Genomic DNA, 16,754 nt, shown 5'->3' with positions numbered 1-16,754 from the left:
TCTTCGCTCAGATTTTCCTAGTTCACCATCCTATTTTATTCTTTACAGAAAGTGTATTTCATATACTTATAATAGTGCAGCGCGGTCATGATTGTAGATCGATTTCGATCAAAGACACATCTGATTTTATATGATATAAAATTGCCGCGGATAGCGAGATTTATATTTGCGAATGGTCTTTTTGAACGTTCAGGATATGCTTTCGGTTTGAGGGGCCGATATCATGGCAGCGCAGATCTCGATCGATCATATACAGAGTTTAGGTGGCGTTCCGCGTACCTTTGCTGCCGGTAACATCATCTGCGATTATGAGAGCGATGCGCCACGCCTCCTCTTTATCCAGGAGGGATGGGCGGCCTCCAGCAAAATGATGCCGAATGGCACGCGCATCGTCACCGAATTCATATTGCGCGGCGACATGGTTTCGACCCCGCTGACCGTGCTCTCACGCGAGACGGTACAGGCGATCACCAATGTCAGCGTCATAGTCTTTCCGGACTTCACATCGCTTCCGAAGATCGAAGCGCCCGCCTCTTTCTATCGCGTTGTCCTCACGGAATTAATGCGACGCCAGGCCCGTATGTCCGAAGGGCTTGCCAATATCGGCCGGCGCGATGCAATGGAGAGAACCGGTTATCTTTTACTCGAGTTGGCGACCCGGATTGGAGCCTCGCGGCAGCATCGGAATTCCGACGGCTTCGACTGCCCATTGACGCAAGCCGACATCGGCGACGCCGTCGGTCTATCGACCGTACATATAAACCGTGTGCTCAGGGATCTGCGCGAGGCAGGCCTTCTTTCGTTCCGCAACGGTGTCGTTGCGTTTCTCGATCGTCAACGCCTCATGGAGCTCGTCGATTTCGATGAGTCCTATTTTGATAAGCATGTGATGTGAACAAGTCGGCCAAGATTATTGTTGTATTCGAGTTGTAAGAATTCGTGACCTCAATATTCCTAGTTTTTATTAACATATGTTAATGCGCGCAAAAATATATAAAGTAATAGTTTGTAATAAGATAAACCTAGATTGAGGGGAGCAATATGAAGCAAGAAGCAATGCTGAAATTTAGACAAGGGCTTTGCTATCCAAAGAATAGAAGTATTCGGGCGGTCACAAGAAGAATAAGGGTCACACTAAAGGTTGGGGGTATCGACCATGAACGGACAGTCATTAACGAATGAGAAATTCGCTTCAGAAACAGCAGCTCGCATCATTTCAGTTCGAACACCGGATTCATTGAGGCCGTTTGTTGCCTCGGGCATCGCCGGCGCGGCAGAATCAGAGGACTATGTCCTTCTGATCGATTCCAGGGCTCTAGACCGCGAGTGCCTATCAAGAAGCCTCACAGACTATGACGACAGCATGAATATCGTCACCGTAGCGTCGTTCGAGGAATGGCAGATACGGGACATGCAGGTCGCACCGTCAGCCATTCTCTTCATGATTGGCGGACGCAAAGTTTCCGACTCCGAAATCAGCACGAAAATTTGCGCCTTGGTGGAGAGATTCAAGGCCAGCCCCGTGATCGTCGGCGCCGACAGCGACGAGCTCGCACAGCTTTTGCAAGCGCTGGAATGCGGTGCCCGCGGCTATATTCCGACCAGTGTCGATGTCAAGGTCGCAGCGGAAGCGGTGGCCCTTGCCCGTGCGGGAGGTGTATTCGTGCCTGCCAGCAGCATTCTGGCTGCCAAGGAGTCGATTACTCCCGCCGCGAGCAAGAATTGCTGCCTCGACAGTCTGTTTACACCGCGCGAGGTCGTCGTTGCCGAGGCGCTGAGGCGCGGCAAGGCAAACAAGATCATTGCCTATGAAATGGACCTCTGCGAGAGCACCGTGAAGGTTCATATCCGCAACATCATGAAGAAGCTCAATGCGACGAACCGCACGGAAGTTGCCTACAAGATCCGGGAACTCGTGCAGTAACGCTTTGATCGCGCCGGCGAGCTTTGGTTGCTGCCCACCATGTGGCATCGCCAAAGATAGCGATCGTCGGCGTGAACTTGATATGGCGACAGACGAAGCGGCCTCAGCCAAGGCATGCGTCATCGCCAACGTCGGTTTTTGCGCCTTGAAAAGATTTGAGCCGCTGGGCAGGTCGACGCCGGTCCGCTAGCGCAGCGCTACAATTTCATGACATTCCGGCGCTTGTCGGTTTCATTCTATGCGGCATTCAGGTGAATGCAGCCTAAGAATTTCAAATGGACACCCGACTGCGGCGGAGACTTGAGCTTGCCCGTGACAAAGGTCAGCCTCTGCGATTTTCTCTTCTTACAGTTCTTTTTGAAGCGGAGAGCGCATGGGCGGTTTTCGTTGCGCCAACGCGGTCTTGCTCTGGATCATAGAAGCATATTTGCTGTCTGTCAGATCGCTTCCCGGCATTGTGGGCGACATCTCGTTCTCGGCGATCCGCCGAATGGAAATTTCCACTGCAAAGGATCGAAACGAAGCGCCGGCACCTGTCCGCCAAGCCTTCGAGCTTCAGGGAATATGTTTCCTTCGCGGCGGCAAAGGACGAATCTCCGTCGGATTGGGCGTAAATCACAGCCATGATTGGGATGGATTTTTCCACACACCGGCGAACGACTACGATGGCCTCGCCGCCCGAGCAGGATGCGCATCCGGTTCGATACTGATCTGGTCGCGCCCCTTCATTTTGGCAGCGTAAAGTGCGAGATCGGCTCTTCGGTAGAGCTCACCGACATCGTCGCCACCCACGGCACAGGCAATACCGGCGGAAAACGTATAGCGAAAACCAGCGTGCTCAGGTAGCGGCCGTGACTGCCGCACCGCGAGCAGCATACGATGGACGATCACCTCCGCCTCGTCCGGGGTCGTGTTCGGAAGAATGAGAACGAACTCCTCGCCGCCGACCCGCCCGAAAATATCCGTCCTGCGGACCAGTCTTTGCAGCGTGATGGCGAAATCCTTCAGGATCAAGTCGCCAAAAGCGTGGCCGAAGCGGTCGTTGATGTATTTGAAATTGTCGAGGTCCAGCACGGCAAGACATCCAACCGGCTCCGCAACACCGCCATGACTGCGCACCAGCTCGTCAAGCTTGGACATGACGAACCGCCGGCTGGGAATCCCTGTCAATTCGTCTGTCTGTGAAGCTTTGAGCGCGAAGTCGCGATCTTGCCGGAGTGTTCTTTCATCGGACCGGATGGAGGTGATGTCGCTTGCAACACACAACATCCAGCCGCTGGGCTGCATGGTCTCCGTCATCCAAAGCCAGCGGCCGTCATGGAGATCCGTCTCGAATGCCCGAAACCCGCTCTTGCCGCGCCTGGCCAGCATTGTCAGCAACCAGCTCTCGAAATCGTCGGTCTTGATGATCGTCCCGCGACCAGCATGGAAGTTGCGCCGCATGAGCTCTGGCCATAGCGGATACTCATCCTCCTCTATGAACCACGCCGAGCGAAACGCGCGGTTGGTAAAGCGAACACGATCATCCTGGTCGTAGACCGCAACCAGCACCCCCGCAGCTTCCATCAACTGCGCAACCTGTAGCATCGTTTCATTATCGACCAAGGCCGTCATGCCCTCAGAATGGATCGTCTCCGCCCAAGCTTTAATCGCGAGCGATGAAAAAACAAATAGGCCGGCCATGCAAAACTAAACAAGCGCCCAAGACCGGGCGGGAAACTTCCCACGCTCATCGTGATCTGCACACGGCCTGTGGGCGAAAGTCATACCGCAAACGTCAAATTGGCGAAGCTCGATTTAACGCTTCCCCTGTCTCAATCGTGACATCGTCGAGCGGGCAATCGCACCAAAAGAGGCTGGATTGCCGGGTGCTAGTCAACGATCGCCGGCCCGGCTCTCGCGGCTGCCTCTATGAGATCGGCATGGCTTGGTGCCGGCGTCGCGATCAGGATCGCATCGACATTTGGGGACTTGACGACGTCGGCAACCTCGGCGCCCGTGCGGTCGTGAGGCGGCCAACCACGCCTCGATGCACGAACGAATGCGGCCGGGCTGAAACATGTTTCAGCCCGGCCGCGTGATCGAAGGCTCTTAGCGCCGACGTTAGGATGCCAATGCGTAGAGACGGGACCCGGGGACAGCGGCACTGCGTGTCTTGAACCGCTGCACCAGGTCCGCGAGGTTTTCCGTCTCCTGCGTCAGGCTCTGGGCAGCCGCCGTGGTTTCCTCCACCATGGCAGCATTCTGCTGAGTGACCTTGTCCATCTGATCGCCGGCGGCCGAGACCTCTCTCAGGCTGGCGGCCTGTTCACGCGCGGCAACCGCGATTTCCGCAACCGTGCTGCTCATCGCGCTGACTTGCTCGACGATCTGCGCAAGCGACGTTCCGGATTCGCCGACGAGTTCCACGCCTGCCTTGACCTGCGCGGAAGAGGTCGAGATCAACGCTTTGATCTCTCTCGCGGCACTGGCCGATCGCTGGGCGAGCTCACGCACCTCCTGGGCGACGACGGCAAAACCCTTCCCCGCCTCGCCGGCTCGCGCCGCTTCCACACCCGCGTTGAGGGCAAGAAGATTGGTCTGGAAGGCGATCTCGTCGATGACGCCGATAATATTGCCGATCTTGGACGATGAACTCTGGATTTCCGTCATGGCCGCGATCGCACGGGCGACGATCGCCCCGCCGTTCTCGGCATTGGCGCGCGCGGTCGCCACCGCGTTCTGAGCATGACTTGCCCCCTCCGCCGTGCCATTGACGCCGCGCGTCACATCGCCGAGGGCTGCCACCGTTTCCTCAAGCGAGGCAGCTTGCTGTTCCGTGCGGCGGGCAAGATCGTTGGAGGCCGTCGAGATTTCCGAAAGGCCAGATTTGATCGTGCCGACTGCGCGGATGACGGAATCGAGAGCCTCTTCCAGACTGGAGACCGAGTTGTTGAAGTGATCCCGAATACGGACGTAACGACCGTCAACCTCGCCGACACGCACGGTAAGGTCGCCCTTCGAAAGTGCATCGAGACCCAGAGAGATCTGCTGGAAGGCGTGCTCCATCACCTGCGCATCGGCAAGCCGCTCGGCTTCCTGGCGCAGGCGCTCTTCTTCGGCCGCAAGGCGAGCCCGTTCGGCATTGGCTTCCGCCATTAGCTTGCCGCGTCCCGTCTCCTGGAAGACCTTCAGCGAGCGCGCCATGGCGCCGAGCTCATGACGATGCTCGGTACCGTCGACCACCATTGTGTCGTCGCCGCGAGCAAGCCGCTCCATCGTCTGCGCCATATTGCGCACGGCCGAGGAAATCAGCTGACCGACGAAATAGGCGAGCACGAGGCCAATCACGATCAGCAGCCCGCTGAACATGAGTGTCGAGCGCGTGGCGGAGGCAACCGTCGTCTCGACCGAGCCATCTAGCGTCTTCTGTCCATCGATGACCGTGGCCTGCAGATTCTGGAAGCCCGTTGCGATTTTCGGTGCCAGAACATCAAGTTCGCTCGCACGGATCTTGTTGGTCTGCAGCAAGATATCCCTCACGTCGCCAAGACGGCTCGTGTAGTTCTGCATCAACTGACCAGCGCCCAGAACGCGCTTATGCTGCAGTTCACCCTTTGCCACCTTGGCGGCGGTGTCGTTCAAAGCCATCGCGTCGTTCAGCGCCGATTGCGCGATGTCGTAAGATGCTAGATCACCGGAGTAGATGAAGCGCTCCGAGAAATAGAGGCTGCGATTCAAGGCCTCGAGCGTTGCGGCGGTCGCATGCAGGAGAGCGACGTCGTTCTGCCGCCAGGCGCTACGCATGACGTCATTGAGCGCGATACTGGTCCAGGGGCCGAACTCGGTAACCTTGGAGATCAAGGCTTCGCGCCTTGCATGCAGGGAGACGATCTGCTCGAAGGCCGTGCCATAGGCCGCAACATCCTGGCGGATGCTTGCCATTCCTGTCTGCAGAGCGTTGTTTTCGGCAAAGCGCTGGTCGTCGGCGGCAAATGCCTTAACCCCGGCACGGAACCGGCTCACGACATCCTGCGTCGGGGTGGATCGGAAAGCTTCCACCGACATCTGGATTTCGTGCAGCTGATTGCTGTAGTCGGAAATAGCAAGGCTCTGGCCAGCGGTGCTGCGGTAGGAAGAGAAGATAGACGAAAGTCCGTCCATGCCGGAAATCGCACTGACCGAGAGTAGGCTCATGAGCAGGATCAGCGGCAGGAAACCAGCCGTTATCTGCGCGCGGATGCCAAGTTTATTCCAAAAGCGCAACATCATAATCCTCGTTTGCTCACTGGGTCTTCGGCAAGTATTGGGCGATGTTCTGGGGCGTGACGAGCTCGAAGGGCACGTTGTTTTCTCGTGGCACCTTTTGCCCGCTTATGAGCTTGATTGCAGCATCGACCGCTGCAGCGCCCTGGCCGGAGGCACTCTGAAGGATGGTGACATCCAGATCGCCCGCTTGCATCGCCGCCAGCGCATCATCGGTCGCATCGACGCCTGCGACGACGATGTCCTTCATCGACATGCCGTTTCGCTTCATGGCACGGATCGCGCCGACCGCCATCTCGTCGTTATTGGCGATAACAGCGTCGAACTTCACGCCAGCCGACAGCCATTCCTGCATTTGCTGATCGGCGTAGTCGCTCGACCAATAGGCCGCCTGCCGCTCCACGATCTGGAGACCTCTGCAATCAGGCGTGGCGATGACATTGTCGATGTCCTGAGTGCGTGCCCGCGCGGCTGCGTGGAAGGGTTCGCCCATCAGCACCACGACGCGTCCCTTGCCTTTCAGGAGCGAGCAGACTTCCTTCGTCTGCATGGTTCCCGATTCCGCTTCGTTTGACGCGACCACGACCTGGTTTTCCGGGAGATCCGACAGGTTCGAGGGGACGTTGTTGATATAGACCAGCGGAATATGGGCATCGGCGGCAAGCTTGGTCATCTGCGGGCCGAGGTCGCCATCGGAAACGGCCAGGATGATGGCGTCGACCTTATCGGCTATGAACTGCTGGATCTGCGCCTTCTGAGCCTCGTTGTCGCCCTTGGCGTTCTGCACGACAAGTTTCAGCCCAGGAATCGTCTTTCCCTGCGAAAGGACTCCGTTGAGCAATGCGGTTCTGAATTTATCCAGACCGGACATCGACACGCCGATCGTCTGTGCGCTTGCAGTCGAGGCGGATATCGCCATCACGAAAGCAGCAAGTATGGCTTTTCTCATTATCCATCTCCATAAGACGCGCACCGCGTTGAAGATTTATAATGAGTTTTTAGTTAAATTTTACTTTACGATAACCAATCTAATTAAGAATATCATAATGTATTCAATGCAATCAGCACAATATGTTATTTGCAAAAAGCTTTTCTTTGGTTGTATTGTTCGCAGGCAATATTCTCCATTAGAGAAAGATTGCGTATTGGCCCACTCTATTTAATCTTCGAGGTCTTCGTTGCTTTGGACTGGAGCTGGATGGCCAAGCTTCAAGAGCGCAGCCGTTCGAGGCGCCTTACAGGTAGCTTCCGCAGTACGGCCGTAAGTTTCCCTCAATTCCAAAGTCCCCCCACTTTCGTCATTGCCGACAGAGGTGAACCTCTTCGTCACAAACAGTCGTATCTGAGGCGCATCCTCCAAACGGATGATGCAAAGGTCAAGCGTCCCTTTTCCCATTCGGCTCTCCCTGATTGCAGCCTTGCAACGCCTGTATGATTCAACAATGTCAATAGACCCCGGAGTTCGCGGGTTGCCCGAAGAGCGGACAGAATTTTCGTGGTCGCCAAAATGACCATTTCCTAAGTCTGAGAGCCTGAAGCCGCTCTATCCCATGGCAGACCGGATGATTTTCGAAAGGCGCAAAAGGAACTTAGGTCTCGACGAGGCGACAAGCTTCCAGGACAGAACGGCTTTCGCCATGCGGCGAGGCAGGATGCCTGCTGAGAGAAACCAGGCTGCCTGCATCGCACGACGTCGTAGGGATGTCTTCATTTCCAGACTTGCGACCGCCCCGGCAGTCGCCAAGGAGAACCTGGAATCATCGGTTATGGGGTGCTGGTCCCTATCGATGCAAAGGGATGCCAAACGCTCTTCCAAATGAACGGGATCGCGGAGCCCGATATCCGGCGGCACCTCCAAGCCGATCTCCGTTGCCTGATCCGACAAGGCTTCCAGCCGATGAAAATCATGCTGTATGCGCCAGCGCGCGCGTTGGCCCAGCTTTTCGGCGAAGACCGAATGGTTGGCTCCATGTATGCGGTAGGCGCCAAGGCAGTCGTCGATCGATGTCACGTCCCCATGCAGCGGCGCGACGGTTGCCAGATACCCGTCGGCCCCTTGCCTGAAATCCTGCTCCGGAACCGGCATGATCCTGTCCAGGACCGAGCGCTTGAACGCCAAACCGCTCGTGACGGTCGTCTGATAGCGCCCCTTCCGCAGCAGCTTCGGGGTGACGTCACCGGAATCGAACGGCAGCTCCGAAGGCGGAAACACATCCTTTACGTGCATATGTTCATCGACGATATGCAGCCTGAACTGCATCTGGGCAGTCTTCTCTTCCCAAGCGTCGACGACCTCGGATATTGCGTTTGGATAGAGATAATCATCGGCATCGAGAAACAGCACGATCTTGCCGCTGCTCGATGCAAAGCCGGTGTTGAACGCAGCGGCATGCCCGCCGTTCACTTCCCGCAGACGGGTCTTGATTCGCGGGCCATAGGACGCAACGACATCGGCCGTGTCGTCCGTTGAAGCATCATCGACGACAATGACTTCCGTATCGTCGTAATTCTGCTCCAGCGCACTATCGATGCTGCGCCGGAGAAAGCGGGCGTAATTGTAGTTCGCAATAACAATGGAAACTGGAACACGGTCTTGGATGGAATACATCGCATTGAACCTCGCAGATTTGCTTTGGTTGCGGCGAACCTTCTCATTCAGGTCCTTATGGATAGGTAGGTTCCCGGCAAACGCAGCGTTTGGGACGCAAATGCTGTCTCAGAGACATGCCGAGCAACAGGTGCCAGGGATCATGCTCGATCCGTTTGCACCTCTGCGAGCCTCTTCAGTTTTGTGGCTTTTGAATGACTGGCCAAGAAATAGGACTGCCTTGACGATGCATTCTTCGAATAGGCGGGTGTTGCGACGACTGCGCGCGTTTGATTAGCGTGGACACAACGACTGGATGCTATTCTACTCGCAACACGACAGGTGCATCCTGCCCATGGGTAGCTAGGATGGCCTCATGACTGCCCGTTCGGGTGGGTTAAATAAACTTCTAGTAGATGGTAGAATAAACGCTACCGGGTCGGATGCCACCCCCAACCCGGCCAGTGCCGCGTCCGACGAGACTACACCCCCAGCAGTGTCGTCGGACGCACCCATGCACAGGCGATGGGTCATCCAAGCTCTTGAAAACAATTATGCCGTCTTTGGGAAGGGCCAGGCGGGGACACTCCGCAATACCGGCCCTTTGTATTTTGCGCGAACACTTAGATCGCAGATCGCGTAACCCCAGCTGACCAGTTCGTTCGATACGTCGTCACCGAGATTGCTTAACCGGGTAGGTGCGCCCGTAGGGGGCGAGACTTGCAATCGCCCCTCGGTGGAAAGGGGCAACGCATCAATAAGGTTCATGGACCATCGCCTCGTTGTCGGGGCAGGCAATTGCCGCGACCAGGATCATCAAGTCTTCAATGCGAGAAGAGAAGACGATCCTTTGCGGCTTGAGAACCCGCCGTGTAGAAGCGACGAAACCAGGCATCTTGCCCGGCAGCCGGGGGTCGCGCGAGCGTCAAGCTGTTGGGCGCGCCCGAACCCTGCATTGCGGCACGAAAATGCAGATGGTCGAATATCCGCAGGGCCTCGATGGCGTAGGATGTCGCAACCCGCTGATCCTCGATCATGACAAGATTGTCGCCATTGCCCGTTTCGCCGCTCGGCGACAGATTGGACGATCCGGTGAACACCTTGGCGGTCGGCAGGTTGAAATCCGTCACGACGAACTTGTCATGCTGATGAATGCCGTTTCCACCACCCCATTCGGTCTTGAAGGGCTCCGGCGCGTGGCTTGCGAGATAGCTGAAATCCACCAGGCCGACAGTGCCGTCGGGCTTGCGGATTTCGAGCCCCCCTTCCTTATCGGAAATGCCATAACTGAACACGTCCTTGCCCATCAGCCGATCGACCGCCTGGCGCACCGAGCCCGAGCGAATCTGATTGAGGAAGGCGATCGCATAGAACACCGACGACGACGCCTGGTCGATCGCCGCACCCACGGGACTGAGCGACAGATCGCTCGACTTGTGCGGCGAGAAGCAGAAATGCGCGGCAGGCATGCCGGCGGCCTGAACGAGGTTCCACTTGCTGCTTATGCTGTCCTGACTGAAGGCCGCCAATCCCTGGAAGGCCAGATCGAAAGCACGGCCAAACAGTTCGGCCGCGTCGCTCGAATGAAAGACGAGGGCATTGTTTGCCTGTATGTAGAGACCGCGGTAACTGAAATTGGTGGAGCCGAACAGCACCTTGATGGGTTGGCTGCCGCGCCGGACGACAAAGACCTTGTTGTGCTGCAAGGTCTTGAAATGCATCCGTTTTACGGCATTCGACCCGGCCGAGGCGGCGAGGCGCGCAGCCGCCTGCGATTCAGCGCTGCCTGCTGGCTTGTGTGATCCCGAATCGTCTATGATGGCGCGAACCCGCGCACCGCAACTCTCAAGTTTTGCAACGATGTCGCGTTCGTTGAAATCATAGGCGAAGACATCGATGGCGAGATTGGGATCGTTCACCACCTCGTCCAACAGACCGAATATGAGGTCATAGGCTTCGAAGCCGAGCCATTGGTAGACGTCGCCCTGCACCTTCGTAAATGTCAGGCCCTGATCAGGATCGCTCGGGATTACATTCGGATTGTTGCCGAATTTATCGGCATAAGCCTGCGAGGAGGCGAAGTTGCGGGTGAAACCGACGTCGAGATAATCGCTGTACGTCATGTGGTCGAGCGAGATCGGAAGGTCGGCGACCTGATCGCCACTGCGCAATGCGCCGGCGGCGTTCATGTGCATCTTGGTCACCCTATAAAGATAGTCGCCATCCGTTGGATCATAGGGAAAATCGATCCAGCGGAACTTCTGGAAGGGCGCAGAGGTCGACGGAAAATTGCGGAAGCCGTCGACGCCCTTCCCTCCAGGGGTATTGTAGTCAAAATTCAAGCGGTTCTTCAGGGCAGCATAATCGGCCGAACCCGGACTCTTCACTTCGATCGCGAAGCCGACGAAATCGTCCTCGGGGTCGGTAACGTCCATCCCGATGAGACACATGCGTTCGCCTCGCCAGAGCTTTACCGCAAGGCTGCCGTTGGTACCTGTGTTCGCAAAAGCCATCTCAATCCCCTCGTTTCGTTGTAAAGAAGGTGATGCTCGTCTCACATGCGCGGCTGCTGAAGGCTGCGAAGGCCTGTTAAGATCAGACTAGAATGGTTCGGACACGTCCGAGACAGTGGGCACGCCATCGCGGAAATCAGCGACAAGAACCAGATTGAACACGGTCGGCACCCATGGATCGGGATAGCTTCCCTCGGGCGCGCCAAGCGCCTGCATCAATCCGGGAATATGACCATGATGCCAACAGATCAGGATCGTGCCGCCGTCAAATTTACGCTCGGAAAGCAGCGCCTCGGCCAAGGCAGCATAGTTCTCATCGGCATAAGGTGTGTACAATTCGAGGCCCAAGGCATCGGCGAGAGGCTGCACCGTCTGAACGGGTCGCTCGCCGTGTTTCGATATGGCCGCGGCGAATATGAAATCGGGGGGACCAAAGGTTTCAGGATACCAGGTGACAAGGGCTTTAGCCCGATCCTGACCTTCAGACGCCAGATTTGGATCGGCCTGGTCGCCGGGCTTTTCGGCATGCCGCATGATCAATATTTTGACAGGCGCCATTTCATCCCTCCTTGGCTGCTGTCACCCTCCATCACTACCTTAGACTGGATTTACGATATTCGCTCTGCAACCAAGAGCAATGGCAATTGTTGGGTTTAACAAAAGTTTCATCTGGCTGCAGTCTTTGCAGCAGCCAGATGACTTGCTGCCTTGGACGTCGCCGCGCCCGTAGAGACCAAAGCTCCGGCTCATGGTGGCGTGGCTCCCGGCGCATTGGGAACCGGCGCAGGCTTTTGAGGACTTCCAGGCGTGTTGGCAGCGCCGGAACCTGTTTGCGTCGACCCGGTTGCGGTCGAGGTCTGCGATTGACCTTGCTTTGCATTCGTTGCGCCGACGCTCGGCGATGCCTTCATGGTTGCCGCCGTATAGAACTGAAAACCACCGAAAATGATAAGGATGACAACAAGCACGCCGTAGACTGTGCCGACAATTTTCCGAACCCGATTATAGTCCGACACGCTCTTCTGGATCGGCGTCTCGCTGAACTCCTCGATTTCAGAGGCCGTGAGCACCTGGTTCAATCGCAGGGTCCATATTGTACGGGCCTTGTCCTGGCCTGCGAAGTAGCTGCCGTTCACGAATGTCTGGACGCGAAACGACAAGATCAGGAACGCAGCGGCGCCAATGGCAAATAGGCCAGCAATCCAGGCGTTGGGCGTCCTCGAGGCGTCGGAGAGAATCTTGATCACGAAGGGCGTTGTCGCAACGGCTAGATCCTTCCACAATGCGCCCGTCATATCCTGCGCTCGCTGGGTCGCTTTCTGCGCTTCGTCCACGACTGTCTTGCGCAAGTCGGCAAGCGCCTTCAACGTTTCCTTGCTGCCGGCCTTTACATAGGCCGCGTAGGCTGCCTTCGCGGATTCAAGACTCCCGTCTCCGAATGCGGCGAGTGCCCCTTGACGATAGCTGCGCGCCCACTCCGCCGCGAGCAGCACGTGACGGGTCTCCGTGTCCCTTTCACCGCCTGTAAACACCCAAAGCACACCGTCACTAAGCCGCTCAAACAGCACAACCAACTCGGCAGCGGAGGCGCTGACCTTTCGGCTGGGCGGACCGGAAAGCTGATAGACCGTGCTGGCAGCGTCCTTGTAAACCTGGTCTGAAAGCGCCGCCATCAGTCGGGGAGCCGCCAACAAGCGCCAGGCCGCGAAGGTGGGCGAGGATTGCTGCGGATGATCCTGGAGCAGCCACGGTCGTATGTCCCCGGGCACGAGCCCTACGCTGCTGGCATCATGACTTATACTTCGAGGATTGGGAAATTCCGTCGCCCGATCGAACGGGATTGGAGGCTGCTCGGTCCAAGGCTGAAACCTCGCACCATAGGAGGTGAATGCCTGATCCGCGGTCAGGTCTGCAACGCACACATGAAGGCAGCTATCCAGGTTTTTTGCCGGGCTGATCAAGGATTTTCCGTAGAAAAGCCGGAGAACGGCAGCATCCATAGCCTTGTTGAGCGTAATGGCGAAAACCGTGTTCGCAAGCGGCACCTCGTCGTCATTGAGGGCGGTGTCCGTCCCCTCTCGCCTGATGGTGACGGAGCTGAGAAAGGCAGGAATATTGGCGCGCAACCTCTGCCACTCTGCACGCAAACCCGCATCATCAAGTCTTGCCCTGATGGTGATCAGCTCCGCGTGCTCTTCGACCTCCTTCGTCGGACGCGTGCGAAGAATAAGATCGAGGATTTCAGTTGGGGTCATCGGTTTCAACCACCAGCTTGTCATGGATGATAATCATGCCGTCGTCGGTCTTTTCGATCAGCGCGCGGAATTCGTTCGGAACCCGGATCTCGATACCGTTTGCGGTCTTGTAGTACAGGGTCTTTGGTCCCTTCACCTGATCGGGAACAAGCTTCATCGGTACCCCTGAGATTCGCTCGACGCTGAGGGCACGGTTGAACTTGCCGAGCAAGGCGTTGTCGTCCGCAAGCTTGTGCCCGACGACTGTCTCGAGAAACGACCGCTGATCTTCGCTATCGATCCTGCCGCCACCCGAAGCAGCGTCGTAGGTCCGCTTGGTCAATTCCTTGACCACCTCGCCATCAACGAGCTCGGGATTATCGCCGATCACCTTGCGCGTCACATCCACGAGCTTCTTCGTCAGCTCCGCATCGCTCAACGTCTGGCGCGCGCCAAGAAAGGCTTCGAAATATTGCGCGACCTTTTGCTGGTTGCGCCTGTCCAGCACCGTTAGCTCGCCACCCTTGTCCGTGAGTTTGATGAGGGCCGCCTTTTGCAGCGCCGCCTTGTTCTGGACGAAAGTTCGCTGAATGGCTTCAAGGCTGACCGTCTTTCGACCGCCACTGCCATCCTTCAGGTCGTAGGCGACAACTGTTTCATCGTCATATTTGAGAAGCGCGAACGATCGCGTTGCTTTTGCCTTCAGGACAAATAGCAAAATCGCACCTTCAGCCGCGGTCCCGCCATGATGGCTTTGAAAATCCTCGGCCAGCTTTTCGCTTTCCTCCTGGAAGAGCCCGCCGTTCGATGCGATGCGGCCAAGACGATCGCGCGTCGAAGATGCATCCGAAAAAGCATAGGGCAAGCCACCATTTACAGACCTGATGCGGTCGACGAAGAAACTCTCGAACTCGCCGGGATTGACTTCCTCCAGTTTGACCAGGCCGTTCTTCGGCCCGACCAGGTGGAAGATCATCCTTTCGATCTTGAGCTCATTCAATTCGCTGTCATCGAAAAAAGCCATGCGCCCCTCCCAAACCTACCGGTGAACACTCAGAAAACAGGATCAAAGTGATATAAGGCGATCATCAAGCCTGGATGACGTTGCTCGTGCAGCCATGCTTTGTGCCACATGCCGAGACACATGGTACGGTGCTCAATGGTACTGCCGGCGCAGCCGTCCAGCCGGCGACGGCGCTTTCAAGATGCACTGCCAAATTCGCCCCGTTCGAGTGAGACGCCGTTGCCAGAACATCGCCGCCCGCGACAACCTGCGCCGGTGTGGTGAGCGACCATGCTCCGTGTCTCCATCCGGCACCGTCGTGTGCGGTGACCGCGACCGCCGTCGGGTGGCTGATCGACGTCTTTCCGTGCTTGTTGTCCGGCCCAAAGCTGTAGAACAGCCTTGCATGCAGAGCCATCGCAGCGGGAGGCGCCCCCTTATGGCTCATATCGGCGCCATGATGAGGGACCGTCAGCGCCGTCAAGGTATAAGCCGGGCCGGCGCCGATCTCGCTATAGCCTGCGTCGCCCGTCAAAAGCCAGCTGGCTTGATAATTATCGTCGTCAAGATAGCAGGCGATCCCGCTGCCGTTTCGCGAGGTGCCGCTGCAGCGCTTGATCGATAGGGTCTGCCCAGGGCCGTTGCTGATCGACCGTACCTTCCCCGGCGCTCCGGACCAGATATGGAGCGTGCCACCATTCTTGAGGATGCGGTGAGCAAATGCGTGATGGCGCGGCCCCAGATTATTTTGGCGCGGCGCAAGCCATTTTCTTGCCCTTGCTCCATGATCGCTGTTTTCCCCGGCCCAATGATCGGTATCCCAATGCGACAGGACAATCGAAGGAGAACCGCGCCAGCAAAACCGAAGCGGCCTTGGTCGTGTTTGACGATTGCCATAGGCGCCCGCGCCGAGGTCGAAATACAGCCGGGCGGTCTCGGAACTATCAAGCAGACCGATAGCGCTGCCCTGCCCGATATCATACATCGCAAGCATGTCGATCGTACCGACACCGGACAGAATAGCGTCAACGTCCCCATCGGCAGCGTCAGGCCACGCATCCACGTCGAATGCATTCGACAGTGCCGCCGCCGTATCGCCCGTAACCTGCAACAAAGCGAGCAGGTGCGCTATAACCGGGGCTGCCAGTAGCGATCCGTAGACATCGACGGGAAAACGTCCTGTGTCACCGAGCTCGATATCGAGCCAATCCTCTTCCCCGATAGCGATCAGGACGTCCCAATATCGATCACCCTTCTTCGACGTTACCTCGATGTTGTATATCGGCATTTCATCGAAGGGGTCTTTAGGGGGACCAAGGTAACCTTTAAACAATTGTGCCCAGAAATCGCGCATCTCGTCGCGCGTATCAACGGGCTTTCCCAAATCCATCCGTTCATTGAGCGGAAATCCGAACCAGCCAGCATCGACGGCGTCAAACGAGAAAACCGCCTCTTGCGCCGTCGTTAAGTCGTCCGGCTCGTGATGGTCGAGGCGAGCGTAAGATCTCAGCGGAAAGTCCGGCCACGCATCCTCGGGATTGATTGAGAAGATCCGATTCATTGCCCTTCTCCTGCAATGCCGAAATCCGCCCTATATTTGCTCGTCATGCAAGAATAAGCAAGTTTATATTTCGCGCGGAAATAATTATCTTACCTGCCGATAGTATCTAATTTTCAAAATTCAGTTGTATTCGCAGCATCCTACACAGGCTGATTGGCCTGATCGGATGACAGCCGGCAAGCCGGCCTGGAGATTGCCTCGGCGCACGCTTTCTGAGTTTCCGGAAGTCACACCAATTCACCTGCGATCTATCTTCGGTCAACTTCGCCGTCAACTCGCAGGCAATACACTCTGCGCCTAGGGGCGCAGGTCATTCGACGGATCACAAACCTGTAACTGGCATGGGCGTCCGCCAGCGGAGTTCAGGGCAAGGCGCTCGGTAAGCTTGCTTGGGCAGCGATCCGGGCCATCGACAAATCTGTCAAACAATGGGACGCCGCGTGGAGATGAGTAGTGAATAACCACAGCTCCACGCTGACGAATGGCCGTTTGAAGTGACTCACAGCTTGCGGCAACGGAGGGAGCTCCTGCCTCCGCAACGGCAGGCGCAATACATATCGCGAAGACGAGCATGCCAATCGAATTTTTCATGTTGATCTCACAATTGTCGTTCGAGAAAGTTGCAGACAACAAAGCATATGGAGAACCATGGAGCACTCCGTTTATTGCTGCGAAACCGATATTGGC

General features: G+C 56.8%; 11 protein-coding genes and 1 pseudogene. 2 read left to right on the top strand and 10 right to left on the bottom strand.

Going from position 1 to position 16,754, the window contains the following annotated elements; translation table 11 throughout:
- The first annotated feature begins 223 nt into the window (after nt 1–223).
- Both FHT29_RS28405 and FHT29_RS28400 read left to right on the top strand, forming a co-directional pair.
- Nucleotides 224–895 carry a Crp/Fnr family transcriptional regulator gene (locus FHT29_RS28405; RefSeq protein WP_168600663.1) on the top strand — a complete coding sequence of 224 codons (672 nt, stop codon included), beginning with the start codon at nt 224–226 and terminating at the stop codon, nt 893–895.
- 468 nt (nt 896–1,363) lie between these two features.
- The gene (locus tag FHT29_RS28400) at nt 1,364–1,924 is read left to right on the top strand and encodes a response regulator transcription factor (RefSeq protein WP_348644903.1); all 561 of its coding nucleotides are present in this window, start codon (nt 1,364–1,366) and stop codon (nt 1,922–1,924) included.
- Between the two features lie 660 nt (nt 1,925–2,584).
- Here the strand turns inward: FHT29_RS28400 and FHT29_RS28395 are convergent.
- The 10 genes and pseudogenes from FHT29_RS28395 to FHT29_RS28350 form a co-directional block, all read right to left on the bottom strand.
- Nucleotides 2,585–3,511, bottom strand: a complete 927-nt coding sequence (locus tag FHT29_RS28395; protein ID WP_168600707.1) for a GGDEF domain-containing protein — start codon at nt 3,509–3,511, stop codon at nt 2,585–2,587.
- Nucleotides 3,512–3,801: 290 nt separating this feature from the next.
- A pseudogene (locus FHT29_RS34750) lies at nt 3,802–3,927 on the bottom strand (Gfo/Idh/MocA family oxidoreductase); the annotation flags it as partial.
- A 100-nt stretch (nt 3,928–4,027) separates the two neighbouring features.
- Nucleotides 4,028–6,172 carry a methyl-accepting chemotaxis protein gene (locus FHT29_RS28385; protein ID WP_113108799.1) on the bottom strand — a complete coding sequence of 715 codons (2,145 nt, stop codon included), beginning with the start codon at nt 6,170–6,172 and terminating at the stop codon, nt 4,028–4,030.
- 16 nt (nt 6,173–6,188) lie between these two features.
- Nucleotides 6,189–7,118 (bottom strand): substrate-binding domain-containing protein, encoded by a 930-nt coding sequence (locus FHT29_RS28380; protein ID WP_047552433.1) that lies wholly within the window; start codon nt 7,116–7,118, stop codon nt 6,189–6,191.
- A gap of 594 nt (nt 7,119–7,712) precedes the next feature.
- Nucleotides 7,713–8,777 (bottom strand): glycosyltransferase family A protein, encoded by a 1,065-nt coding sequence (locus FHT29_RS28375; RefSeq protein WP_037196950.1) that lies wholly within the window; start codon nt 8,775–8,777, stop codon nt 7,713–7,715.
- An 803-nt stretch (nt 8,778–9,580) separates the two neighbouring features.
- Entirely contained in the window at nt 9,581–11,269 is a 1,689-nt protein-coding gene (locus tag FHT29_RS28370) for a phospholipase D-like domain-containing protein (RefSeq protein ID WP_168600661.1), read from the bottom strand.
- Between the two features lie 87 nt (nt 11,270–11,356).
- Nucleotides 11,357–11,827 carry a histidine phosphatase family protein gene (locus tag FHT29_RS28365; RefSeq protein WP_168600660.1) on the bottom strand — a complete coding sequence of 157 codons (471 nt, stop codon included), beginning with the start codon at nt 11,825–11,827 and terminating at the stop codon, nt 11,357–11,359.
- A 188-nt stretch (nt 11,828–12,015) separates the two neighbouring features.
- The gene (locus FHT29_RS28360; protein ID WP_168600659.1) at nt 12,016–13,524 is read right to left on the bottom strand and encodes a hypothetical protein; all 1,509 of its coding nucleotides are present in this window, start codon (nt 13,522–13,524) and stop codon (nt 12,016–12,018) included.
- The gene (locus FHT29_RS28355; protein WP_168600658.1) at nt 13,511–14,527 is read right to left on the bottom strand and encodes a nucleoid-associated protein; all 1,017 of its coding nucleotides are present in this window, start codon (nt 14,525–14,527) and stop codon (nt 13,511–13,513) included. Before FHT29_RS28355 ends, FHT29_RS28360 begins: the two co-directional genes overlap by 14 nt.
- Before the next feature lie 64 nt (nt 14,528–14,591).
- On the bottom strand, nt 14,592–16,067 hold the full coding sequence (locus FHT29_RS28350) for a metallo-hydrolase/oxidoreductase (RefSeq protein ID WP_168600657.1): 1,476 nt from the start codon (nt 16,065–16,067) through the stop codon (nt 14,592–14,594).
- Nucleotides 16,068–16,754 lie beyond the last annotated feature (687 nt).

This window comes from Rhizobium sp. SG741 (genome assembly GCF_012275435.1).
Lineage (GTDB): Bacteria > Pseudomonadota > Alphaproteobacteria > Rhizobiales > Rhizobiaceae > Rhizobium > Rhizobium lusitanum.
This window is presented reverse-complemented; position numbering and strand designations above follow the sequence as displayed.